The organism is Nonomuraea sp. NPDC050022, from assembly GCF_044460705.1.
Lineage (GTDB): Bacteria > Actinomycetota > Actinomycetes > Streptosporangiales > Streptosporangiaceae > Nonomuraea.
The window spans coordinates 438,693-461,839 of record NZ_JBITKE010000008.1 but is presented as its reverse complement, the minus strand read 5'-3'; the positions used below and the strand labels follow the sequence as shown (position 1 = coordinate 461,839).

At 70.7% G+C, this 23,147-nt stretch carries 15 protein-coding genes; 12 read left to right on the top strand and 3 right to left on the bottom strand.

The window, feature by feature from the left end:
- Positions 1–2: 2 nt before the first annotated feature.
- From ACIBO2_RS34480 to ACIBO2_RS34450, 7 genes are all read left to right on the top strand, one after another.
- Positions 3–1,139 carry an AAA family ATPase gene (locus ACIBO2_RS34480; RefSeq protein WP_358551900.1) on the top strand — a complete coding sequence of 379 codons (1,137 nt, stop codon included), beginning with the start codon at positions 3–5 and terminating at the stop codon, positions 1,137–1,139.
- Positions 1,136–5,164, top strand: coding sequence for a DUF5682 family protein (locus tag ACIBO2_RS34475; protein ID WP_397302331.1), 4,029 nt, complete (start codon positions 1,136–1,138; stop codon positions 5,162–5,164). The genes ACIBO2_RS34480 and ACIBO2_RS34475 overlap by 4 nt, the downstream gene beginning before the upstream one ends.
- The gene (locus tag ACIBO2_RS34470) at positions 5,161–7,407 is read left to right on the top strand and encodes an SWIM zinc finger family protein (protein WP_397302328.1); all 2,247 of its coding nucleotides are present in this window, start codon (positions 5,161–5,163) and stop codon (positions 7,405–7,407) included. Before ACIBO2_RS34475 ends, ACIBO2_RS34470 begins: the two co-directional genes overlap by 4 nt.
- A gap of 228 nt (positions 7,408–7,635) precedes the next feature.
- Positions 7,636–7,851, top strand: a complete 216-nt coding sequence (locus ACIBO2_RS34465) for an SDR family NAD(P)-dependent oxidoreductase (RefSeq protein WP_358551896.1) — start codon at positions 7,636–7,638, stop codon at positions 7,849–7,851.
- Positions 7,852–7,956: 105 nt separating this feature from the next.
- The gene (locus ACIBO2_RS34460; RefSeq protein ID WP_358551894.1) at positions 7,957–10,176 is read left to right on the top strand and encodes an NADP-dependent isocitrate dehydrogenase; all 2,220 of its coding nucleotides are present in this window, start codon (positions 7,957–7,959) and stop codon (positions 10,174–10,176) included.
- Positions 10,177–10,461: 285 nt separating this feature from the next.
- Positions 10,462–10,746 (top strand): hypothetical protein, encoded by a 285-nt coding sequence (locus ACIBO2_RS34455; protein ID WP_397302324.1) that lies wholly within the window; start codon positions 10,462–10,464, stop codon positions 10,744–10,746.
- Between the two features lie 127 nt (positions 10,747–10,873).
- Entirely contained in the window at positions 10,874–11,263 is a 390-nt protein-coding gene (locus tag ACIBO2_RS34450) for a peptidase inhibitor family I36 protein (RefSeq protein WP_397302323.1), read from the top strand.
- A 19-nt stretch (positions 11,264–11,282) separates the two neighbouring features.
- Here ACIBO2_RS34450 and ACIBO2_RS34445 read toward each other — a convergent pair whose 3' ends face one another.
- Positions 11,283–11,828 (bottom strand): hypothetical protein, encoded by a 546-nt coding sequence (locus tag ACIBO2_RS34445; protein ID WP_358551888.1) that lies wholly within the window; start codon positions 11,826–11,828, stop codon positions 11,283–11,285.
- 2 nt (positions 11,829–11,830) lie between these two features.
- Between ACIBO2_RS34445 and ACIBO2_RS34440 the strand changes: the two genes are divergently transcribed.
- Positions 11,831–12,349: a hypothetical protein gene (locus tag ACIBO2_RS34440; RefSeq protein ID WP_397302320.1), complete on the top strand. Its 519-nt coding sequence runs from the start codon at positions 11,831–11,833 to the stop codon at positions 12,347–12,349.
- On the opposite strand, the gene ACIBO2_RS34435 is transcribed toward ACIBO2_RS34440, so the two are convergent.
- A complete protein-coding gene (locus ACIBO2_RS34435) occupies positions 12,285–12,917 on the bottom strand; it encodes a GNAT family N-acetyltransferase (RefSeq protein WP_358551886.1) in 633 nt (210 codons plus the stop codon). The genes ACIBO2_RS34440 and ACIBO2_RS34435 overlap by 65 nt on opposite strands.
- A 237-nt stretch (positions 12,918–13,154) precedes the next feature.
- Between ACIBO2_RS34435 and ACIBO2_RS34430 the strand changes: the two genes are divergently transcribed.
- From ACIBO2_RS34430 to ACIBO2_RS34415, 4 genes are all read left to right on the top strand, one after another.
- On the top strand, positions 13,155–14,462 hold the full coding sequence (locus ACIBO2_RS34430) for a TetR family transcriptional regulator (protein WP_397302317.1): 1,308 nt from the start codon (positions 13,155–13,157) through the stop codon (positions 14,460–14,462).
- Between the two features lie 162 nt (positions 14,463–14,624).
- Positions 14,625–16,445 carry a flavin-containing monooxygenase gene (locus ACIBO2_RS34425; protein ID WP_397302314.1) on the top strand — a complete coding sequence of 607 codons (1,821 nt, stop codon included), beginning with the start codon at positions 14,625–14,627 and terminating at the stop codon, positions 16,443–16,445.
- Positions 16,442–18,058, top strand: coding sequence for a hypothetical protein (locus ACIBO2_RS34420; RefSeq protein WP_397302311.1), 1,617 nt, complete (start codon positions 16,442–16,444; stop codon positions 18,056–18,058). Before ACIBO2_RS34425 ends, ACIBO2_RS34420 begins: the two co-directional genes overlap by 4 nt.
- Positions 18,055–19,530 (top strand): MDR family MFS transporter, encoded by a 1,476-nt coding sequence (locus ACIBO2_RS34415; RefSeq protein WP_397302308.1) that lies wholly within the window; start codon positions 18,055–18,057, stop codon positions 19,528–19,530. The genes ACIBO2_RS34420 and ACIBO2_RS34415 overlap by 4 nt, the downstream gene beginning before the upstream one ends.
- Here the strand turns inward: ACIBO2_RS34415 and ACIBO2_RS34410 are convergent, their stop codons facing one another.
- Positions 19,531–23,073, bottom strand: coding sequence for a protein kinase (locus tag ACIBO2_RS34410; protein ID WP_397302305.1), 3,543 nt, complete (start codon positions 23,071–23,073; stop codon positions 19,531–19,533). It lies immediately after the preceding gene.
- Positions 23,074–23,147: the final 74 nt, after the last annotated feature.

The window sequence follows — 23,147 nt, the reverse complement described above, 5'->3', positions numbered from 1 at the left end:
TCATGACTTTGACCGAAGACCGGGCTCCGGCCCGGCAGGTGCTCTCGGCCGAAGAGCGATACGCCGACGAGCTCGCCTTCCTCGCCTCCTACGACGACGGCCCCCGCCCGCCCGGCTGGGCGCTGACCCCGCGCGCGGTGGTGACCTTCATCTGCGGCAGCGGCGAGGAGACCCTGCAAGGGCCCACGTCCCGCATGAAGGTGGCCACCAAGTTCGTCGGCGAACGCGCCCTCGTCGAACGCTGCGTGGTGACCCTCGCCGGCGAACGCGGCCTGCTGCTGGTCGGCGAGCCCGGCACCGCCAAGTCGATGCTGTCGGAGCTACTGGCCGCCGCCGTCTGCGGCACCAGCGCGCTCACCGTGCAGGGCACCGCGGGCACCACCGAGGACGCCTTCCGCTACGGCTGGAACTACGCCCTCCTCCTCGCCCAAGGCCCCAGCCCCGCCGCGCTGGTCGACTCCCCGGTGCTCACGGCCATGCGCTCCGGCCGCGTCGCCCGGGTGGAGGAGATCACCCGCTGCCTGCCCGAGGTACAGGACGCCCTGGTGTCGATCCTTTCCGACCGGCGGGTCAGCGTACCCGAACTCGCCGGCACCGAGGACGCCCAGGTGGCGGCCTCGCCCGGGTTCACCGTGATCGCCACGGCCAACCTGCGCGACCGCGGCGTCTCGGAGATGTCGGCCGCCCTGAAGCGCCGGTTCAACTTCGAGACCGTCGACCCCATCTCCGACGCCGAGGCGGAGACCACCCTGGTCCGCCGCCAGGCCACCGCCGTGGTCCAGCGCGCGGGCGCCGCCTTCGGCGTGGACGACGCGGTGCTCGACGCGCTGGTCACCGTCTTCCGCGACCTGCGCTCCGGGCGCTCGGCCGAGGGCTGGGACGTGGAGCGCCCCGGCACCGTCATGTCCACCGCCGAGGCCGTGCAGGTCGCGGCCTCGCTGGGGGTCGCGGCGGCGTACCTCCCCAGAGGGGACGTCCTAGACCTGGTGCCGGGGCACCTGCTGGGCGTCGTACGCAAGGACGATCCCGCTGATCACGGGCGGCTTCTCGGTTATTGGGACGGGCCGGTGCGACGGCGGGCCGAGGACGGCTCCGCGATGTGGCGCCGCCTCTGGGACCTGCGGGAGAACCTCCGTTGACCACCCAGGACATCGATCCGCCCGCCAAGTCCGCGGGCGCCGTCCAGCCGGGCCAGTCCGTGGAGCCCGTTCGGTCCGTCCAGACCGCCGATTCCGGCCGGTCCATGCGTGCTGTGCAGCGGGGCGAGCCTGCGAGGGCCGTCCGGTCCGCCCAGACCACCCACTCCGCACGATCCGTACAGACCGCGCGGTCCGTTCAGCGGACCGACGACGATTGGGGCGATGATCCCAGGCGGGTGGTCGACGCGCTGGCTGCCTCCTCCCGGCCCTTCCTGCTGGGGGTGCGACACCACAGCCCGGCGCTGGCAGTGGTCATGCCCGCGCTGCTGGACGCCGCCGACGCCGAAGTGGTCTGCGTCGAACTGCCCGCGGACTTCCAGCCGTGGCTGACGCACCTGGCCGACCCCGGAACCGTCGCACCGGTCGCCCTCGCGGGGGCACGTGGCGACGGGGGCTTGGGTTTCTACCCGTTCGCCGACTTCTCGCCGGAGTTGGCGGCCATTCGGTGGGCTTGGAAGCGCGGCGCCGAGGTGCTCTGCTGCGACCTCCCGCTGTCCGACCCCGGCTGGCACGCCACCGACCAGGCCCCACTGCCGGGCCTGCCCGAGGGCTCCGGCACGCCGCAGGAGACGCCGGTGGGTACGGCCAAGGAGCCCAGCACGTCGTCGGATACGGCGGATCAGTCCGGCATAGCGGATGCGGCGGAGGATCCCGGAACACAGCCGGGGGCGTCGGCGGGTGGCGTGGGCTCACGAGGGATGTCCTTCGCGGAGGCGCTGGCCGCAGCAGGGACCGGCCGCGATGGGGACGACATGTGGGACCGGGCCGTGGAGGTCCTCGCCCCCGGCTGCGAACCCGAAGCCGTCCGCCGCGCCGCCCTCGGCGTCGGCTGGGCCTTGCGCCGGGACGCGGCGGCGGCAGGCGGCGTACCGGCCATGGACCTGGCCCGCGAGGCGCACATGCGCCGCGTCATCGCGGGCGCTGCGATCGGCGGGCGGCGAGTCGTCGCCGTGGTCGGCGCCTTCCACGCACCTGCGCTGACCTGGTCCGACACGGACAGTGTCACCGGCTCGTCCGCGGGCGACGGCTCGTCGTCGGTCACCTCGCTGGTGCCGTACGCCTTCGATCTGCTCGACTCGCGGTCCGGCTACCCGGCGGGGATCCGTGACCCGCGCTGGCAGCAGGCGGTGCTCGTGGCGGGCGGCGATCCCGAGCGGGTCAGGGACGGCGCCGCCCGCGCCATCACCGACCTGTGCCGGGAGCTGCGCGCCGCCGGGCACACCGCGGGCACGGGGGAGGCCGTCGAGACGCTGCGGCTCGCCTGCGACCTGGCCCGGCTGCGCGGCCTGCCCGCCCCAGGCCGGGGCGAGTTGCTGGAGGCCGTGACGACCGTGCTCGGCCAGGGCGAGCCCATGGGCAGGGGACGGGCTCTGGCCAAGGCGCTCGACACCGTGTTCGTCGGCACCGAACGCGGCCGGACCGCGCCTGGCACACCACGTTCGGGGCTCGGCCCGGCCGTCGAGGCGGATCTCGCCGCGCTCAGGCTCCCGTGCCCGGACGATCCCGAACGCCGTGAGCTACGCCTCGACCCGCTCCGCTCCGACCTGGACGCGCGCCGGGAAGTTCTCCTGCGGCGCCTGCTGGTCTGCGGCGTCGGCTACGGCGAGCCGATCGAGGTGGTGGGTACGGGCGATTCCACCGCGCTCACCACCAGATGGCGGATGGCCTGGACCCCGGCGGTACCAGCCCTGCTCGACCTGGCGGGCGTACGCGGCGTGACCCTCGCCCAGGCGGCGGCCGGCACGCTGCGGGAGACGTTCCGCCGCGAATCCGCGGAAGGGGGACCCACCTGCGCCCTGATCCTCGACGGGCTCCGTGCCGCGGCCGGCTGTGACCTGCCCGACCTGGTCGCGGACCGCCTGGCCGATGCGGCCGTCGCGCTGCCCGCCACCGCCACGCTCACCGAACTGCTCGATGCCCTCGACCTGCTGGAGGCGCTGCGCCGGCAGCACCTCCCCGGTACCACGCCGGAAGACCGGGAGCACGCCACCGAACTGGTCGGCACCCTGCTGGAGGCCGCGGTCCGCGCCCTGCCCGGTCTGGCGGGCAGCGACCAGCCGGAGGACGCGGTCGCCCTGGTCGCCCTCGCCTCCCGGGTCGGCGAAGAGCGCCTCGGGCTGCGGATGGACGACGCCTTGGCGGTGCTGGCGCGTACCGCGTCCCCGCTCATGCAGGGCGCGGCCCTGGCCGCCCGGGTGCTGCTCGACCTTGACAGCGCCGACGCGCTCGGCGACCGGGCCGCCGGCTGGGTCGACACCGCCACCGGCCCGGACGGGCGCCTGCGCCTGAGCCGCCTGCTGACCGGCGTACTCACGGCGGCGGGGCCACTGCTCCAGTCGGCGCCGGCGGCGCTCGACCCGCTCATGGACCGCGTGGACGGCTTGTCGGACAACCAGTTCCTCGACCGGTTGCCGGCGTTGCGCGGGGGGTTCGACACACTCAGCCCAGCCGGCCGTACGCGGTTGCTGGGGGCGGTGTCGGAGCGGCTGGGCGACCGGCTCGACCTGGCACTGGACGCGCCGCCCGCACTCCTCGCCCTCTGGACCGCCGCCGACTCCGCCGGCCTGGCCGCCCTGAACGCACTCCGGCTCCCCATGCCCGCCGTGGCGGGCGCGGCATCCGACAAGACGGACGTGCGGACCGTACCGGCTGGGCGGGAGGCCGAGGCAGCTCGCCGTGAGGAGGCGGAGGCAGCTCGCCGTGAGAAGGCGGACGCGGTCTTTTCCGAGCCGCAGTCGTCGCTGGGGGGCGAGGTGGATGCGCTCCTTCCCGAGTCTTCGTCGTCGCTGGGCGGCGCGGCTCTCTCCGAACCCCCGCTCCCGGTCGACGAGGATGGGCGGGCTGAGCGGAGGCTGCTGCCGGCTGACCGATGGCGGTTGCTGCTCGGGCGGGAGTCCGAGCGGCTGCCGGCCGACGCGCGCGCGTACGCGCGAGCCCTGGACGAGCTGTACGGCGCGGGGCGCGGGGAAGGCGCCAACGACTTCGGGCCGGGCGGAGACTCCGGCGGCAGGGAGCACCCGTTCCCCACCGCCCGTGAGTGGGGCGAGGAGCTGGAAGCCCTCTTCGGTACCGAGGTACGGGAGGAGGTACTGGCCAAGGCAGCCGATGCCGGGCGCATCGACGTGCTCAGCGAGCTCGACCCCGCCTCGGTACGGCCGTCCGTCGAACTGCTGACCTCCGTACTCTCGCTGGCGGGCGGCCTGCCGGAGCAACAGGTTGCCAAGCTGCGGCCGCTCGTACGCCGCCTGGTGGAAGAACTCACCAAGGAGCTCGCGACGCGGATGCGGCCCGCCATGACCGGGCTGGCGACCCCGCGCCCGACCCGCCGTCCGGGTGGGCGGCTCGACCTGCCGCGCACCCTGCGAGCCAATCTGTCGCACACGCGCCGCCTCGACGACGGCCGGCTCGTGGTCGTCCCGGAACGGCCGGTGTTCAGCACCCGTTCCCGGCAGGAGGCCGACTGGCGGCTGATCCTCGTGGTCGACGTGTCCGGGTCGATGGAGGCGTCGGTGGTGTGGTCCGCTCTCACGGCCGCGGTCCTGGCGGGCGTGCCCACGCTGTCCACCCACTTCCTGTCGTTCTCCACACAGGTGATCGACCTGACGGACCGGGTGGCCGATCCGCTGTCCCTGCTGCTCGAAGTGCGGGTCGGCGGGGGTACGCACATCGCCGCGGGACTCGCCCAGGCCCGGTCGCTGGTCACGGTGCCGAGCCGCACGCTCGTCGTGGTCGTCAGCGACTTCGAGGAGGGCTACCCGATCGGGGGCCTGCTCGGTGAGGTGCGGGCGCTGGCCGGGTCCGGTGTCCACCTGCTGGGGTGCGCGGCCTTGGACGACAGTGGCGTACCCCGTTACTCGATTCCCGTCGCCCAGCAGCTCGTGGCGGCCGGCATGCCCGTCGCCGCTCTCAGCCCGCTCGCCCTCGCCCGATGGGTGGGCGACCGCCTTAGGGGAGAGAACCGATGAATGCCCCCACTTCGCTACCGCCGGTGGCGCCGCAGGTGGTCGCCGCCGCGGTCGAGAGCCTCACGTCCCGGCTGCGCAAGAAGCTGGACGCGGCGGTCGAGCAGTACGCCGCCGTGCCCGTCGTCGCCGATGCCGAGGGCATCCGGATCAGCTGTGGCGAGGACGCCGTGGTCACGCTCTCGCCGGGACCGTCCGGTGCGATCGCAGACGACGGCCAGGCGCGGTGCAGCTGCCTCCTGGCGCCACGGTGTCTGCACCGCGCGGCCGTACTGAGTGCCTGCCCGGTGGCGGACCCGGAGGTAACGGAGGCGGATCCCTCCGACGGATCCCTCGCAGGTGCCGACCCGCTCGGCACCGACATGGTCGCGGGGTCCGCGCCCGTTGGGACACCCACGGACTCGGTCACAGAGCCCGCGCACGCGGCTATTGCCGGACAAAGTGCCGCGCAGGCAAGCACCACAGCGCCAGGCGCTACCCAGGCCCCAGGCCCGAACACCACTCAGGCCGCAGGTCCGAACGCCGCTCGGGCCGCAGGCTCGAACACCACTCGGGCCGCAGGCCCGAACGCGGCTCAGGCATCGGGGACGGATGCCGCTCAAGCCGCAGAGAGGAACCCCGCTCAGGGCACTTTGGGACCAGGTGTTGCGCAGGGAACCGCGGGACCAGGCGCCGCGCAAGTGCCGGTTACCGCGCCGGGTTCCGCGCAGGTGGCGGCCGCGTCAAGTCTGTGGACCGCCGCCGCGGCCATCCTTGCGGCCGGGGTGCCCGCGGCCGGTGCGGTGCCGCAGGCTGAGCTGCTCAGGGCCGCGCACTCGGCCAGGCTGGCCGGGTTGCCCAAGGCCGAGGCCGCCGCTCTGCGGGTCGTACGCGGGCTGCGGGCGGCCCGGGCCCGACACGAGAGCCACCGCCTCGCCGACCTGGTGTCCGCGCTGCGCGAGCTCCTGCTCATCGCGGGCCGGCTGGCGGGGGCCGATCCCGACCCCGCGCTGGTCGGCAGCGTGCGCCGAAGCTATCAGCCGGGCGGGAGCCTGCGGGTGTACGGCGTCTTCCGGGAGCCGGTGATCAGTGCCACCGGCTATGGCGGGGTGGTCACCCACCTCGTCACGGAGGATGGCCGATGGTTCTCGGTGGCGGACGTCAAACCGGGCGGTTCGGCCCGCGCCCGCGGGGCCGCCACCGCGCCCGTCTCGATCGGCCCCGCCATGCTGAACCACGCCCAGCTGGTACGGGCGGGACTGCTGATCACCGGAGCCACGATCTCCCCGGACGGGCGTCTGGGGGCGGGCGGTGGCGTGCGGGCTACCCCGGTGAAGGGGTTGCCGTGGACGGAGGGGCCGATGGCGGCCCTGTTCGCCCGCCCGCTGGCGGAGGCTGTCGGCCCCCGGCTCTCCGGGCACGCCTGGAGCGAGTCGGACACGGAGGATAAGGCTCGCGAACCAGTCGGATGCGACCTGGTGATCGTCGGTGCGGCGGGCGACCACGTACTCGCCCGCGAACTACTACCGGCGAGCGACCACCTGGGCGCCCCCGGAGTGGGACCCGAAAGCGACCACCTGGGCGCCTCCGGAGTGATACCCGACGGCGTACCATCGGCCGATCCCCCGAGCCCGGTGCGCGCGCATGGCCCGCTGATCCGGCTCGTCCCGGCCACCAGCCACCCCGACCTGGCCCATGTCGCCAATCTCCAGCGGCTCGCGTCCCGCCCCGGTCTGCTGGTGCGGGTGGTGGGCAGGGTGGATCCCGACCGGGCGGCCACCCTGCGCCCGCTCGCGGTGGGCCCGGTGCCGGGCGCCGAGGCGACGCTCCGCCTCCCGGCCGAATGGCACGACCGGGCCGATCTCGGGTACGACCGCCTGCAGGGCTCCCACCTCCCACGGCAGGACGCGTGCCTGCCGGGGCAGCCGGGCGCCGGGACAGAGGTGGACCCGGTGGCGAGCGCACCGCTCTGGCGGGTTCGACGGCTGGTCGAGCTGGGCGTCTCCGGCGGGCGACGCGCGGTGGCCGAATCGGCGCGTAACGGTGACTCCCACGCCTCGCTGCACCGGGCCGGGTTCCGTTCCGCCGCCGACCTGGTGACCAAGCTGACCGCGGAGGCCGACCGCAGGTCGCGCGACGTGTTCGGCCGGTTGGCGGACTCCGGCCCCGACCGGTACGCCTGGGCGTGGCTGGCCGCGGCCACCCACCTCGTCGCCACGGAACGGGCCATGATCCACTCCTCCTGGCAGGCGGATCACCCCAGGTGATCGGGTGCGTCACATTTTCGATCATGAGTCACCGATCTGCTACGCCGCGCCGACGGGTGGAGCACAACCTCGGGTTCGTCGATCTGATCGGCTCTTGCGCGGCGGCGGCGTCTCAGCGCAGGGTGAGGGTCGTGTCCGGTTCCAGGCGGCCCCCCGCCAGCGGCACCAGGCCAGGACGCTAGGGTAGGGGCGGCAGGCATCGCTGAGGGCAACGCCGCCGCCCTGACCATGGGCACGAGGGGGACCGGTTACCGGTCCTCCTACGAAGAGGCGTTCGCCGTCAACGTGCGTGCGCCGTACTTCCCCGCGGCGGCTCGGGCCCCCACCAAGCTCGCCGAGGGTAAAGGCAGCATCATCAGCTCGCTTGCCACCAAGATCGCCATGCCGGGAATGTCGACATACGGAGCAACCAAGTCCGCGCTGGAAGGACCCACCAGGCGCTGAGCTGCGGGTGCGGCCTGTGCCCGTAGGCAGTGATCAGCCCCCTGCCTACGCCCGATAGATATGTAGTTGATGAAATGTTCGCAAATGTGGGAGTAGAGCAATCCGGTGACTGATCCGACCATCATTTACACGCACACTGACGAGGCCCCTGCCCTGGCGACGTATTCCTTCCTGCCAGTGGTCCGGGCGTACGCCTCGCAGGCGGGTGTCGCTGTGGAGTCCCGTGACATCTCGCTGGCCGGGCGCATCCTCGCGGTCTTCCCCGAATACCTCAACGAAGATCAGCGGATCAACGACGACCTCGCGGAGCTGGGCGAGCTGGCCAAGACCCCCTTGGCCAACATCGTCAAGCTGCCCAACATCTCCGCCTCCGTCCCGCAGTTGAAGGCGGCCGTCGCCGAGCTGCAGGCCAAGGGCTACGCGCTGCCGGACTACCCGGACGAGCCGAAGACCGACGAGGAGCGGGAGATCCGCGCCCGTTACGACAAGGTCAAGGGCTCCGCGGTGAACCCCGTGCTGCGCGAGGGCAACTCCGACCGCCGTGCTCTCGCCTCGGTCAAGAACTACGCCAAGACCCACCCCCACCGGATGGGCGCCTGGACCGCCGAGTCCAAGACCAACGTGGCGACCATGGGCGTGGACGACTTCCGCTCTACCGAGAAGTCCGCGGTGATCTCCGAGGCCGGTTCGCTGCGCATCGAGCTGAAGGGGGACGACGGCTCCACCATCGTGCTGCGCGAGTCCGTGCCGGTCCTCGAGGGCGAGGTGGTCGACGCCTCGGTGATGCGCGTCGCCGCCCTGCGCGAGTTCCTCACCGCGCAGGTCGCCCGTGCCAAGGAGGAGGGCGTCCTGTTCTCCGTGCACCTGAAGACCACGATGATGAAGGTCTCCGACCCGATCATCTTCGGTCACGTGGTGCGCGCCTTCTTCCCGAAGACGTTCGCGAAGTACGGCGGGACGTTCGCCGCGGCCGGTCTGACCCCGAACGACGGTCTGGGCGGCATCTACAAGGGCCTGGAGAACCTGCCCGAGGGCGCCGAGATCAAGGCATCCTTCGACGCCGAGCTCGCCGAGGGCCCGAAACTGGCCATGGTCGACTCCGACAAGGGCATCACCAACCTGCACGTGCCGTCCGATGTCATCGTCGACGCCTCCATGCCGGCCATGATCCGCACCTCCGGCCACATGTGGGGCCCGGACGGCCAGGAGCACGACACGCTCGCGGTCCTCCCGGACTCCAGCTACTCCGGCATCTACCAGGCCGTGCTCGACGACTGCCGCGCCAACGGCGCCTATGACCCGGCCACGATGGGCTCTGTCCCGAATGTCGGCCTGATGGCACAGAAGGCCGAGGAGTACGGCAGCCACGACAAGACCTTCGAGATTCCCACCACGGGTACCGTCCGTCTCGTCGACCAGGCCGGCAACGTCGTGATCGAGCAGACGGTCTCCGCCGGGGACGTCTTCCGCGCCTGCCAGACCAAGGACGCCCCGATCAAGGATTGGGTGCAGCTCGCCGTCACTCGCGCCCGCGCCACCGGCGACCCGGCCGTGTTCTGGCTGGACGAGGACCGCGCCCACGACGCCGTGCTCATCGAGAAGGTCAAGCGGTATCTGACGGAGCACGACACCGAAGGCCTGGACATCCGCATCCTGTCCCCGGTCGAGGCGACCAAGCTGTCCGTGGAGCGCATCCGCCGCGGCGAGAACACCATCTCCGTCACCGGCAACGTCCTGCGCGACTACCTGACGGACTTGTTCCCGATTCTGGAGCTGGGCACCAGCGCCAAGATGCTGTCGAGCGTCCCGCTGATGGCGGGCGGCGGCCTGTTCGAGACGGGCGCCGGGGGCTCCGCCCCGAAGCACGTCCAGCAGCTGGTCAAGGAGAACTACCTGCGCTGGGACTCGCTCGGCGAGTTCTTCGCGCTGGTGCCGGCCTTCGAGCAGTACGCGAAGACGACCGGTAACCAGCGTGCCCAGGTCCTCGCCGACGCCCTCGACCGCGCCACGGCGACCTTCCTCAACGAGGACAAGTCCCCGACCCGTCGCGTCGGCGGTACCGACAACCGTGGCAGCCACTTCTACCTGTCCCTGTACTGGGCACAGGAGCTGGCCGGCCAGACCGCCGACGCCGACCTCGCCAAGGCGTTCGCCCCGCTCGCCGAGACGCTCGCCGCCAACGAGCAGAAGATCGCCGACGAGCTGATCTCCGTCCAGGGCAAGCCGGCCGACATCGGCGGCTACTACCAGCCGGATCCGGCGAAGGCCGCCGCGGTCATGCGCCCGTCGGAGACCTTCAACGAGGCGCTCTCGACCCTCGCCTGACCCACTGTCCGCGGTCCCGCAGATGGTCTCTGGCCGCAGCTCGGGGAATCTGGGCGGCGCTGCCGTCCGGTAGAACCCGGTAGGCCAGAGATCATCCTCAAGGCGGGTTCGGGGTAGACGAAAGGAGACGCTGCTCGACCAGTCGCGGACCGCGGGCTTGCCGATCGTACGGCGCATCGAAGGGGAGCGGCGCCCGTTTCCGGCGGTGGTGGAACGTGCCGCCTACCGGGTCGTACAGGAAACACTGGCCGATATCCACAAGCACACGGACCGGGCCTCGGCGGAGTGCGGCTGGGCTACACGCCTGCCGAACTCCTCGTGACCGTGACCAACGCGCCACCGCCCCGTCGCGCCGTCACCCGGCAGCAGGTGGGCCTGCGCGAGCGGGTCGAACTCCTCGGGGGCGAACTGAGCGCGAGCTGGGCGCCCGACGGCGGGTTCACCTTGACCGCGTGCATCCCCGCCCGCGATGGGGACGCCGCGGATCACCCGCATCCCCGCTCTCGAAGGAGGCGTCGCGTGATCCGGGTGCTGATCGTCGGCGGCGCAGCGGCCTCGCTCTCATTCTGACGCCATCCGGCACAGTACGCCGCCGGGTGGCGCACTGGCCTCGAACGCCCAGCCGAAAATTAATGTCCGGCAAACGCCCTCGCGATGCCCTGGAAAGAGCTCTCCGGCGGGCTGAAAATCTACAGATATGCAGAACTTACGACGTACCGCCATCGCAATCGCGGCATTTACCGCCCTCCTCGGAGCCGCCTCGCCCAGCGCTGCCGCTGCCTCGCAATCAACATCGTCCGCGGCCGGCGCCCTTGCCACTCCGCCGTGTGCCCAAGGATTGGTGTGCGCATGGACGGAGCAGAACTATGCGGGCAGCAGAGTTTCCTGGTATCCGCCTACATCGGGATACTGCTGGGGGACCGGCGGCGTGAGTCAGGCCTTTTACTCGGTGTGGAACGCGACTTCTTCTGTTGTTCGCGTCTGGGAACTTCCCAATTGCACCGGCCGCAATGCATTCGTCAATCCGCAAAGCGGGCAACCCATCACGCCGTTCCCGGTAAGGGCTTTGTCCCCCAGCGCGGACTGACGGTCGCTCCGGGGGCACTTTACGGCTCGTAGTGGACGTGGATCGAGGTGATCTGGTCGTTGAAGTCGGCGCCGACGTAGTTCACCTGGGTCCAGTTGTGCCAGTACGTGTGCTTGCCCTGATATGCCTCGTCGGTCCACACGTTGACGTAGTTGCAGCGGGAATGGCCCTGTCGCCACGAGGACATCGTGTCGTTGAAATCACCGAGATTGCGGATGCCGTAACCCGCGGTGTCGCAGGGGCCGGCCGTTCCGCTCCAGTTCTTCACGGTGCCTCCCATGTTGATGTCGGTGGCCAGTTGCAGGAGCAACGTGCTGGCGGTGGTGCCCGCGGCCTTGGCCGCCGCCTGCTCGGTGTCCGCGCATGCCTCGCGGACCACCCGGGAGAACTTCTCTCCCTGCTTGATCGGGTCCAGTAGAACAGAGCAGTAGCGCGTTGGGGCCGGCTTGGCAGCGGATGCCGACGCCGGCGCGGCTGTGGCGCCGCAGGTCACCAGTAAGGCGAGCGCGGCCAAGCTGAGCCTGCGGGTGCGGGTGGCTGTGAACTGGTGTGCCGAGAAATTCATGGGTGCTCCAGTTTCGCGATTTTCGGTCATTGCTGATTTTTTCGAGGGGCGCCGAAGCGCTCGCAATTCTTGCCATGATCGCCGGGATGTTCTTTACTTTTTCATCGCTACAGACCATCGGGCCAGGGCGCGGACCGGACACTTACCGGACGTTCTTGACTGGCATTGCGCCTGTCGTCAACGCCATCCATGGGTTTTCAGGCCGCTTGCTGATATGGGTTGATCAGCCGACGGCGATGGCCGTCAATAGGTCGGTACGGGCGGCGCGGCGGGCTGGCCCGCAGGAGGATGTTCTCCAGCGCGGTCAGGGTAGGCAGCAGGTTGAACGCCTGGAAGACGAACCCGATCCGGTCCCGGCGCAGGTCGGTCAGCCGATCGTCGGACAGTACGGAAAACTCGGTGTCCCCGACCCAGACCTGGCCTTCCGTTGGCTGGTCGAGACCTGCGGCCTCCTTCTCAAGAAGGGGACTGCTGCGGCGGCCGCAGGCGGAGCCGCATGGCGGGGTCGCGCGAAAGGGTGAAGCCCAGGGAGCGGTAGAGCGGTTCGCCCTCGGAGGAGGCGCGCAGGTCGATCGTCCGGATGTCACGGTCGCGATACCAGTCGAGCAGCGCGGCCATGCAGCTGCGCGAGTAGCCGCGTCGCCGGTGGGCGGGGTCGGTCACGACGTTGAAGACGTATCCGATCTCGCCGCTGGGGTTGCCCGGCCCCGGGAGCCGGTACTCCACGGTGCCGACAGCACACGCGGCCAGCAGGCCCGCCCCGTCCGGACGGCCCGCGATGTTTGGCAGCCCCGCCCCTTCCGGCAGCCCCGCCCCTTCCGGCGGCCCCGGCCTTTCCGACAAACCCGCCCGGTCCGCCAGGCCCGCTCCGTCCGGCAGCCGCGCCCGGTCCACCAGGGCCGGTCGGTCCACGACGAAGGCGACCAGCGTGGGATCCGGCTCGGCCAGTCGCTCGCGGAGCATCGCCTCCGCGGTCTCCTTCCAGCTGCCGTCGGCCGACCGGTGCCCTGCCAGCTGGGTCATCAACACTCCGCGCAAGCGGACCAGCTCCGCGGCGTCCGCCGCGGTCGCCCTGCGTGCCTCGTTCATTGGCCAGAGCCTAGCCGCGTGGACATGGAGCAGGCGATCTTCACCCGTTGACGGTCGGGTGGCGCGGGCGAGCCGTCCACGCGCGGCCTGCCGGCTTGTCCAGGGCCTCGGCGGGAATTCCGCCGCACGCCTTCATGGACTCCGGCGCGCGCCGGACCACAGAGCGGACCAAACCCCGGAGAGCTGCTTGCACTTAGTGCAGATGCGTCGTACGCGCCGAGGTCCTACTGTCTTGGAGTGACCCCCACGTCCCCGGGCGCCCGGACCACAGGCGGCGCGGACAAGGCCGAACGCCGGCGACGGCTGCGTCAGGCCGCCCTGACGTTGGCCGAGCAGCGCGGATTCGCCGCCGTGTCGATCGACGACATCGCGGCGGCCGCCGGTGTGTCCCGGCGCACCTTCTTCAACCACTTCGACACCAAGGCGGGCGCCCTGTTCGACCCGGCCCCCGGCGAAGCGGCCCAACTCGCGGATCTGTTCGTACGGGAGGTCGGCACCGACACGTGGGTCGCCCTGACCAGGGCTCTCAAGGCATTCCTAACCGCGGAGTTCCGGACGGTGTCCGCGCGGCGGCGCATCCTGGCCGGCCAGCCCGAGCTGAACCGCTTCCTCCCGGGGGCCAACGCTCATCTTGAGGAGCCCATCCTCGACTGGCTCGGCAGCCGCGGCATCACCGGCCTGAGTGCCAGGACGATGAGCGGCATGGCGCTCGCCTGCGTCCGGGAAAGCGTCATGGCGTGGGACTCCGAGGGCGGCCCGGCGCGGCTGTTCGAGATCCTCGACCAGATGTTCGCGCTGGCCGCCGCCGGTACAGCGGCCATCTGCGCCGCGCCGGCGGCATGCACGGACACCGCCATCGGCAAAACCACACCGAAGGCATGCACGGACACCGCCATCGGCAAAACCACACCGAAGGCGGGTCAGACCCGGAGCCGGATCCTGCTGGCCGCCGAACGTCTGTTCGCCGAGCACGGGGTATTCGCGGTCTCCAACCGCCAGATCAGCGAGGCCGCGGGTCAGAGCAACAACGCCGCGGTCGGCTACCACTTCGGCACCAAGGCCGACCTGCTGCGCGCGATCGTCGAGCACCACACCACGCTGATGGAGCGGATCCGCGAACGATTGCTGCGGACCAGGAGTGACAGTACGGATCTGCGCGACTGGGTCGCCTGCGTCGTGCTGCCGTTCACCGAGCATCTGAGCAGCCTGGAAACCCCGACCTGGTATGCCAGGCTCGCCGCTCAGATCATGACCGAACCGCAGCTACGCGAGCTGGCGGCCGCGGGACTGCAAGACGCGCCCAACTTCTACACGGTCGTCGGCGGCCTGCACAGCCGTCTTCCGGCGCTTTCCCCCGAGCTGCGCCGCCGACGCGACGACATGGCACGCACGCTGCTCGTGCACATCTGCGCCCATCGCGAGCGCACGCTGCCGCCCGACGTGGACGCGGCCAGGGCGGCATGGTCGGCCACGGCCGCCGAGCTGATCGATGCCATCGAAGGGCTGTACCTCGCACCGCGGTCAAACTTTAAAGCAGTCGTTTGACTTAATTTTCCGCATTCGGTTAGCTTCTCTCCGACGGGGCGATCATTCGCCGCTGCAAACGTGTCTGCCGCCTCGTCCGATCGGCTTCGCGCCGGACGATGTCCCGTGCCATCTCCTCAGGCGCGGCAATGACTCAGCGGCTCCCGCATCGGAAGGGCATGCATGGACCACTCTTCGCCGCCTGCGCGTTTCACAGTCGCGGAACTGGGCTTCGACCCGGAGGTGCTGCGCGCCAGGTACCGCCACGAACGCGATCGTCGGCTGCGGCCCGACGGCAACGCCCAGTATCAGGGCGCCCGCGGCAAGTTCGGCTACTACGCCGCCGACCCGTACACCGAACGCGCCGAGCGGGAACCGGTCCGCGACCGAGTCGAGGCGCTGGTGGTGGGTGGCGGCTTCGGCGGGCTGCTCACCGGGGCCAAGCTCCGTGAGGCCGGCGTGGACGACATCCGGATGCTCGACGAGGCCGGCGACTTCGGCGGCACTTGGTACTGGAACCGCTACCCGGGCATCCACTGCGACATCGAATCATCGATCTACCTGCCGCTGCTCGAAGAGGCCGGCTACCTGCCCACCATGCGATACGCACCCGGCGAGGAGATCCGCCGGCACGCCGTCGCGCTCGCCGAACTCTACGACCTGTACCGCGACACGCTGTTCCACACCCGCGTCACCGAGCTGCGCTGGGACGACGCCGCGGCCGAATGGCAGGTGCGCACCGACCGTGGCGACGACTTCAGGGCCCGCTATGTCGTGATGTCCGCCGGCACCCTGGTCCAGCCGAAACTGCCCGGCATCCCCGGCATCGAGACGTTTCGCGGGCACACCTTCCACACCAGTCGCTGGGATTACGGCTACACCGGCGGCGGCCAGAACGGCGGCCTGCACGAGCTCGCCGACAAGCGCGTCGCCGTGGTGGGCACCGGCGCCACCGGGATCCAGGTCATCCCGCACCTGGGGCGCGACTCGCAGCACCTGTACGTCTTCCAGCGCACCCCCTCGTCGGTCGACGTGCGCGACAACCGCCCCACCGACCCGGCCTGGGCCGCTTCGCTCAAACCCGGCTGGCAGCAGGAGCGGATGAGGAACTTCCTCACCGTCGTCACCGGCGGGCTCGCCGAACGGGACCTGATCGATGACGGCTGGACCAGCACCGCACGGCTGCAACGTCACCTGATGGCCGGCACCGTCGACACCGACCTGTCACCCGAGCGGCGCGAATACCTCGACGAGATCGCCGACTTCCAGAAGATGAACCAGATCCGCGCCCGCGTCGATGAGATCGTCGGCGACCCGGCCACCGCGGAACTGCTCAAGCCCTGGTACCGCTACATGTGCAAGCGGCCCACCTTCAGCGACCACTACCTGCAGACGTTCAACCGCCCCAATGTCACTCTGGTCGACACCGCCGACCACGGTGGCATCACCGGGATGACGGAGTCGGCGGTCGTGGTCGGCGAGCAGGAGTACGAGGTCGACTGCGTCATCTTCGCCACCGGCTTCGAGGTCGGCCTCTCCGGCATCGTCTCCGGCTCCCTGCCGGTGTACGGCCGGGGCGGCGCGGCCTTGCTCGACACCTGGCGGCGGCAGGGCCCTCGCACGCTGCACGGCTTCTACAGCCACGGCTTCCCGAACCTGTTCCACCTGGGCTCCCTGCAGAACTCCTCCGCGGTCAACTTCGTGCACATCCTGCAGGAACAGGCCACCCACATCGGCGCCGTGGTCGCCGAGGCCCGCCGACGTGGCATCGCGTCGGTCGAGCCGACCAGTGACGCCGAGGACGCATGGGTCACCACCATCCGGGAGCTGGCACCGGACAACAGGGCGTTCCAGGCCGAATGCACGCCGGGCTACTACAACAACGAAGGCAAACCACGCCCGGTCAGCCAGACGTACGGGCCAGGCCCCGTCGCCTTCCACGACCTGCTGCGCCGCTGGCGCGCCGAGGGCGGCATGGACGAGGTACTGGCGGGCAACCGATGAACCGCCGGAAAGTCGAGCAGCTGATCCGGGCGCGCCCGCTGTGGGGATCCAACGGCATGGCCTTCGGATCCGACGGACGCCTGTACGTGGCCCAGTTCCTCGCCGGGCAGATCAGCGCCGTCGACCTGGCCACCGGCGACGTCGAGGTGGTCGTGCCATCGGACGGGCCACTGCAGGCCCCCGATGACCTCGCCTTCGACACCGACGGCGCGATGTACGTGACCGACCTGGTCCCGGGCCGGGTGTGGCGACGTGACCCGGCCGGAGACTTCGTGCTGGTCACCGATGAGATCACCGCACCCAACGGCATCGCCTGCGTCGGCACCCGGGTGTTCGCCAACGAGATGATCCCGGGCGGACGCCTGCTGGAGCTGTCCCCGGCAGGCGAGGAACCCACGGTGCTCACGGCCGGCCTGGCCATGGGCAACGCCATGCAACTCGGCCCGGACGGGCGGCTCTACTACCCCCACATGCTCACCGGTGAGGTGTTCCGCATCCCGCTCGACGGCGGCGAGCCGGAACTGGTGGCCGCGGATGTCCCGGATCCGGTCGCCGTGCGCTTCGATCGCGGTGGCGCCCTGCTGGTCCTCTCCCGCGGCGCGAGCGGGATCGTCACGCGCGTCGACCTGGCCGGCACAGGTGACCGGTCCGCCATCGTCAGCGAACTCAACGCCCTGGACAACGCCGCCTTCGACGCCGACAACCGGATGTTCGTCTCCAGCTACGCCCACGGCGGCGTCGCCGAGCTCATGGCCGACGGACGTACCCGCCAGATCGTGCCCCGGGGACTCGGGGGCCCCTTCGGGGTGACCATCGATCTCGGTGGCGGCATCCACGTGGCCGACCACTACCGCCTCACCCAGCCCACCGACCAACAGGGCGAAGCAGACCAACAGGGCGAAGCCGACCAATCTGGCGAAGACGTCACCACCACCCAGCTGCTGAACTTCGTGCACGGCGTGGCCGCCGACGGTGACCTGCTGCACACCACCTCCCAGTACGGGCACGTCCGCACTTACGACCGGCGCTCCGGCACGGTGCGCACCAGGGCCAGCGGCCTGAACCGTCCGCTGGGCATCGCCGTGCGCACCGACGGCACCCTGGTGGTCGCCGAATCCGGCACCGGTCGCGTCGTCGCGATCGACCACGACGACCAGGTCAGTGTGCTGGTCGAGGGCCTCGGCCGCCCGGTCGACGTGGCCGTCGACGCCGACGAGCGCTGCTACATCAGCGACGAGCGGCTCGCCGCGGTGTACCACGTCGAGGACGGCGTACCCCGGCTGCTCGCCGACGGGCTCGGCACCCCGCAAGGCATCACCGTCAACGACGGCACCGTGTACGTCGTCGAGACCACCCACCGCCGGCTGCTCGCCATCGACCTCGCCACCGGCGACGTCGAGATCGAAGCCGACTCTCTTCCGGTCGCGTCCGCGGCCGGCCCGACCCGCCCCGAACCCGACCTGTTCATCCCGCCCGGCCTGCCCGGAATACCGCGACCGTTCGCCGGAATCGCGGCCGCGGCGGACGGCTCCCTGATCATCGCCGCGAACGGCGACGGCAGCGTTCTGCGCGTGAACCCCGAATGCGTGAACCCCGAAGAGAGCGCACCATGAGCTCCAGCCCCGACAGGACCCACCGGCAGATCCTCGAAGCGCTCAGCGGACTGCTCCTCGCCCTGTTCGTCTCGACACTGGCCAGCACCGTGGTCTCCACCGCGCTGCCGCGCATGCTCTGTGTGCTGCGTGGTTCCCCCACCCAGTACACCTGGGTGGTGACCGCCACCCTGCTGGCCGCCACCGTCGCCACCCCGATCTTCGGTAAGCTCGCCGACCTGTTCTCCAAGCGGACACTGATCCAGATCGCCGTCCTGATCTTCATCGCCGGCTCGATCGCCGCCGGCCTCTCCCAGAACGCTGGGCAACTGATCGCCGCCCGCGCCCTGCAAGGCGTCGGCGTCGGCGCGGTGCAGACCCTGGTCAACATCGCGATCGGCGCGCTGGTGTCGCCCCGGGAACGTGGCCGCTACGCCGGATACCTGTCCAGTGTCACCTCGATCTCCACCATCGGCGGCCCGCTGCTGGGCGGCTTCATCGTCGACACCTCGTGGCTGGGCTGGCGCTGGTGCTTCTTCGTCGGCATCCCCGTCGCGATCGTCGCGCTGATCATCCTGCAGCTGACCCTGCGACTGCCGATCTACCGCCGCGACAACGTGAAGATCGACTACTGGGGCGCCACGCTCATCACCGCTGGCGTCAGCCTCCTGCTGATCTGGGTCTCCTTCGTCGACGACGCCTTCGCCTGGGCCTCCTGGCAGACCGCCGCCATGGTCGGTGGCTCGATACTGCTGCTCGGCGTCGCGCTCTGGGTCGAATCCCGGGTCTCCGAGCCCATCGTGCCGCTGCGTGCCATCCGGCAACGCGCCACCGCCCTCGCGATCCTCGGCAGCCTCGCCGCCGGCACCGCCATGTACGGCGCGACCGTCTTCCTCACCCAGTACTTCCAGATCAGCCGCGGCCACACCCCCACCGAGGCCGGCCTGCTCACCATCCCGATGATGGCCGGCATCCTGATCTCCTCGATCGTCGGCGGCCGGCTGGTCACCCGTACCGGAAAGCTCAAGCCGTTCCTCATCACCGGAACCATCGCTCTGACCGCCGGATTCGTGATCCTCGGCCTGCTCGACCAGCACACGCCGATGCCGCTCATCGGGTTCGCGATGGTGCTCGTCGGCGCCGGCGTCGGCCTGACCCTGCAGAACTTCGTCCTCGTCGTGCAGAACGCCGTCGCGCTGACCGACATCGGCGCCGCCAGCGCTACTGTCGTGTTCTTCCGCTCCCTCGGCGGCACGGTCGGTGTCGCCGTGCTCGGCGCGGTCCTGGCCCGTCAGGTCGGCGCCGGCACGGCCGACGGCGTGCCACCGGCCACCGCCTACGGCGACGCCACCGGACACGTCTTCCTCATCTCGGCCGCCGTCGCCGTCGTCGGTGTGGTCGCCGCGCTGCTGCTCAAGCCGATCACCCTGCGTACGAACGCGGACGCGCGTAAGCCGCAGGCTATGGAAGCCGTGGTGAAAAGCCAGAAATGATCAATAGGGTGGACCCTTGGACGTCAGCTGCGGGCAGATGTCGCGATAGGGGGCACCTGTCAGATACTGGTCCCACTCTTGGGGGCTCAGCGTGCGACCCGCCCGCCCGCACACGAGCTCGGCGACGCGGTCCCCAGCGACCGGTATCTGGGCGATGGTCCCCGATTGGTTGCCCGAGACATACAGCATGCCGTCGTCGGCGCTGAACGCCAGCCGGTCGAAGATGTCGATGGTGAACGAGCCGAGCCGCTGCCGTGAGGCGACGTCCCAGATCTGGGCGGTGTACACGTCATCGAAGGTCTCACCGATGGACCTGCTGATCGCTGCCAGCAGGGTGCCGTCATGGCTGAAGAGCACGGATTCGACCTCGGCATGGCTCGCCACGCGCATGGCGGGCGACAGTTCGACGCCCTTCGCGCTGTCCCACAGCTCGATCGTGCCTGTGCCGAGGGCCAGGAGCGGCGCCGTGGGGCTGACCGCGATGCTGTAGCCCGCCCGGTTGAACCCGGTGCCGACGAGCTTGCCGGTGTCCAGGTCGAGCACCCTGCCGGTGGTGGTCACCATGGCCGTGCCGTCGCGGGTCGAGGCGACGAGCCCCGTGCCGGTGTCGAGCTTGTGCCGGGTGAGCACGCGGCCGCTGTCGGCGGCCAGGACGATCAGCTCGTTTCCGGCGTCCCGCTGGCTCATCTCCACGAGCGAGAGCACCAGCTTGCCGCCATCGGGAGTGAACGCCGTCGAATTGACGGACCGCTCCTTGGGAATGGGATAGTGCCAGAGCCGCCTGCCCGTGGCCACGTCCCAGACGGAGACCCCCGAGCCCTCGCCGGTGGCGGCCAGCCTCTTGCCCGCCGGATCGAACAGCGAACCGGTGGTGCCCTCGCTGCCGGCCAACGGCACGCCCAGGCGGCGCGTGTCCCAGACGCGTGTGGGTGCGTCGTCCTTCTCGGCGGCGATCAATCGGCCGTCCTGGCTGAACCCGCCGACCTCGTACCCGCTCGGCAGCCTGCCGCGAGAGACGCGGGAGCCGATGCCGAGGGTGATGATCGAGTTTTCGAGCAGGTATCGGATGGTCTTGCCGTCAGGGTCCGGCCAGGCCTCGTCCGGCTCGCCCTCCGCCACGTAGGTGTAGAGATCATCGCCTTTCTCGGCGTCCCACAGGTGGATCGTCCTGCCCTCGACACCCAGCAGCCTCCTGCCGTCCCGGCTGATCCGCAGAGACGTGGCCAAGAAGTCGTCCGAGGCCGACTCCTGCCAGAACGGCCGATCCTCGTCGGGCAGTTTCCTGGCTGTGCGCAGATCCCAGGCCACGATGTCGCCGTTGGCGCACAGCAGTCGCCGGCTGTCCGCCGTGAACGTCGCGGCGGTGCCGCACTTCTTCGGCATCCGGGTGTCCACGGTGAGGTCAGGCAGGCGGATCAATTTCAGCCCGCCCTGGTTGATGCCGATCCCCGCGATGTAGGCGCCAGAGGGCGCGATGGCCGGGCCGGAGTCGGCCTCCAGCCGCGGAGCGTAGGACCTGCCCGTCCGGGTGTCCCACAGGAACACCATCGTGGTCTCGCGCATCACCGCGACCAGGCTCTCATGCGCGTCGAAGACCACGTCCACGCCGGGGGACCCCGCTGCCACGCGGTGCTCGTGCAGCTTCTTGCCCGTCATGGTGTCCCAGGAGTACGCCGTGTCCCGGCTGACGATCACCAGTGTCCTGCCGCTCGGGCTGAGGGCGGCCACCGACGGCAGCGCGGCGAATCCGCTCGGCCACTTCCAAGAGGTCGTCTGCCGTCGCGAAGGGACGTCGTAGACCCGTACCCCGTCCTCGTCGGCGATGACCCGCGTGCGCCCGTCGGCCGCCGCCGCGGCCGCGGAGACCCCTTTGGCGCCCGGGTCGCGGAAGGCCATGCTCTCCGGCATCGTCAGCGAGGTCATCAGACTCTGCCTGGTGTCGGGGCCCGAGGCCAGCCGCCAGCCGGCCACGCTGAGCAGCATCGCCTTGGCCGGGTCGGTGGTACGCAGCTTGTCGGCCTCGGCCGCGACCTGCCGTCCTATGGCCTGGTCGCGCTGCCGGGCCACCACGCGACTCTGCTCGGCGACCTGCCTGCCCTGCACCACCGCGACACTTCCCGCGGCCACCGCCACCGCCAGCAGTACGCCCAGCGCCACCGTGGTCAGCCGCCTGCGGCGGATGTTCTTCCTGGTCAGCTCCGTGCCCGCGGCAAGGAAATCACGCTCCCTCGGGGTCAGCGTGACGTGCCTGCGCCCGGTGGCCGCCCAGGTCAGCGCGTGGTCCAGGCTGCTGCCCCGCAGCAGATCGCCGTCCTTGCGCCCGTTCTCGGCCCACTGGCGCGCCGCGTAACTGATCTGACCCAGTACGGCAAGGCCGTCACGGTCACCGTCCACCCACATCCGCAGCCGTGGCCAGGCACGCAGCAGAGCGGGATGCGCCAGCGCGACCGCCTCGTCCTTCTGCGTCACCAGGTAGGAGAAGGCCCGCAGAATCCGCTCGATGGCCTGGACCTCCGGCTCCGAGCGGCCGGCGAACAGTTCGTCCTTCAGCACCCAGCGGACGCTCTCGTGCCCGTCGTCGGTGACGGACACCATACGGAGGAAGACCTCGGCGGCCAGTTCCCGCACCTCAGGCGCGAGCGCGCCGTAGGCGTCCTCGGCGATCGTGCCGAGCGCCGGATCGGCGGTGCCGGGCACGTGCACGCCACTGGCCGCACGGCTGCCCGCGGTCAGCAGCCCGCGCATGTCCGAGTCGCCGCCGCTGACCAGCGCGAGGAGCAGGTCGCGTGCCGAGGGCCGGGCCGAAGGGTCCTTCTCCAGCGCGGCGGCCACCAGCGAGGTCAGTCGCGGCGGCAGCTCACTCAGGTCGGGCCGCGCCGACAGTACCCGGTGCATGACCCCGCCCAAGTTGTCCGCTCTGAACGGGTCCTCGCCCGTGGCGGCGAACACCATGATCGCACCCCAGGCGAAAACGTCGGCGGGCGCGCCCGCCCGCTGCCCGGTGAACACCTCAGGCGCCATGTAGGTGGGCGTACCGGACACCTCACCGGTCTTGGTCAGCGACATGTCCAAGGTCCGCGCGATGCCGAAGTCGATCACCCGTGGACCGTCGGGGCTGAGCAGCACGTTGTCCGGCTTGAGGTCTCGGTGTATCACGCCCGCGTCGTGCACCGTGGTCAATGCGGTGGCGATCGCGGTGGCCAGCCTGTGCAGGTCGTCCCCGGTGAACTTGCGCCCCTGGCCGACCGCCTGGCGCAGGCTCGGCCCCGGCACATACTCGCTGACGATGTACGGCTTGCTGCCCGACATGTCGGCGGCCAGCACCCTGGCCGTGCAGAACGAGGCCACCCGGCCGGCGGCGGTCGCCTCCTTGGCGAACCGGTCGCGGCCCTCGTCGCTGGCCGAGTGGAGCACTTTGAGCGCGACCCTGCGCCCGTCACGATCGTAGGCGTCGTACACCACACCTTGGCCTCCGGAGCCGAGCCGGCCCGCGAGCCAGTACTCCCCGATGTGCTCCGGATCTCCCGCGATCAGTGCTTCCACGGCGGGTTAGATGCCCGACCGGCCGGCAAAGTTCCCGCGTCGGATCGATGCCGGTCGGCCGGCGCACGGCGAGC

Bases quoted from the DNA above. Each gene is read 5' to 3' on its own strand.
- ACIBO2_RS34480 (WP_358551900.1), top strand. From the start codon at position 3: ATGACTTTGACCGAAGACCGGGCTCCGGCCCGGCAGGTGCTCTCGGCC.
- ACIBO2_RS34470 (WP_397302328.1), top strand. From the start codon at position 5,161: ATGAATGCCCCCACTTCGCTACCGCCGGTGGCGCCGCAGGTGGTCGCC.
- ACIBO2_RS34465 (WP_358551896.1), top strand. From the start codon at position 7,636: ATGGGCACGAGGGGGACCGGTTACCGGTCCTCCTACGAAGAGGCGTTC.
- ACIBO2_RS34450 (WP_397302323.1), top strand. From the start codon at position 10,874: ATGCAGAACTTACGACGTACCGCCATCGCAATCGCGGCATTTACCGCC.
- ACIBO2_RS34445 (WP_358551888.1), bottom strand. From the start codon at position 11,828: ATGAATTTCTCGGCACACCAGTTCACAGCCACCCGCACCCGCAGGCTC.
- ACIBO2_RS34435 (WP_358551886.1), bottom strand. From the start codon at position 12,917: ATGAACGAGGCACGCAGGGCGACCGCGGCGGACGCCGCGGAGCTGGTC.
- ACIBO2_RS34425 (WP_397302314.1), top strand. From the start codon at position 14,625: ATGGACCACTCTTCGCCGCCTGCGCGTTTCACAGTCGCGGAACTGGGC.
- ACIBO2_RS34420 (WP_397302311.1), top strand. From the start codon at position 16,442: ATGAACCGCCGGAAAGTCGAGCAGCTGATCCGGGCGCGCCCGCTGTGG.
- ACIBO2_RS34415 (WP_397302308.1), top strand. From the start codon at position 18,055: ATGAGCTCCAGCCCCGACAGGACCCACCGGCAGATCCTCGAAGCGCTC.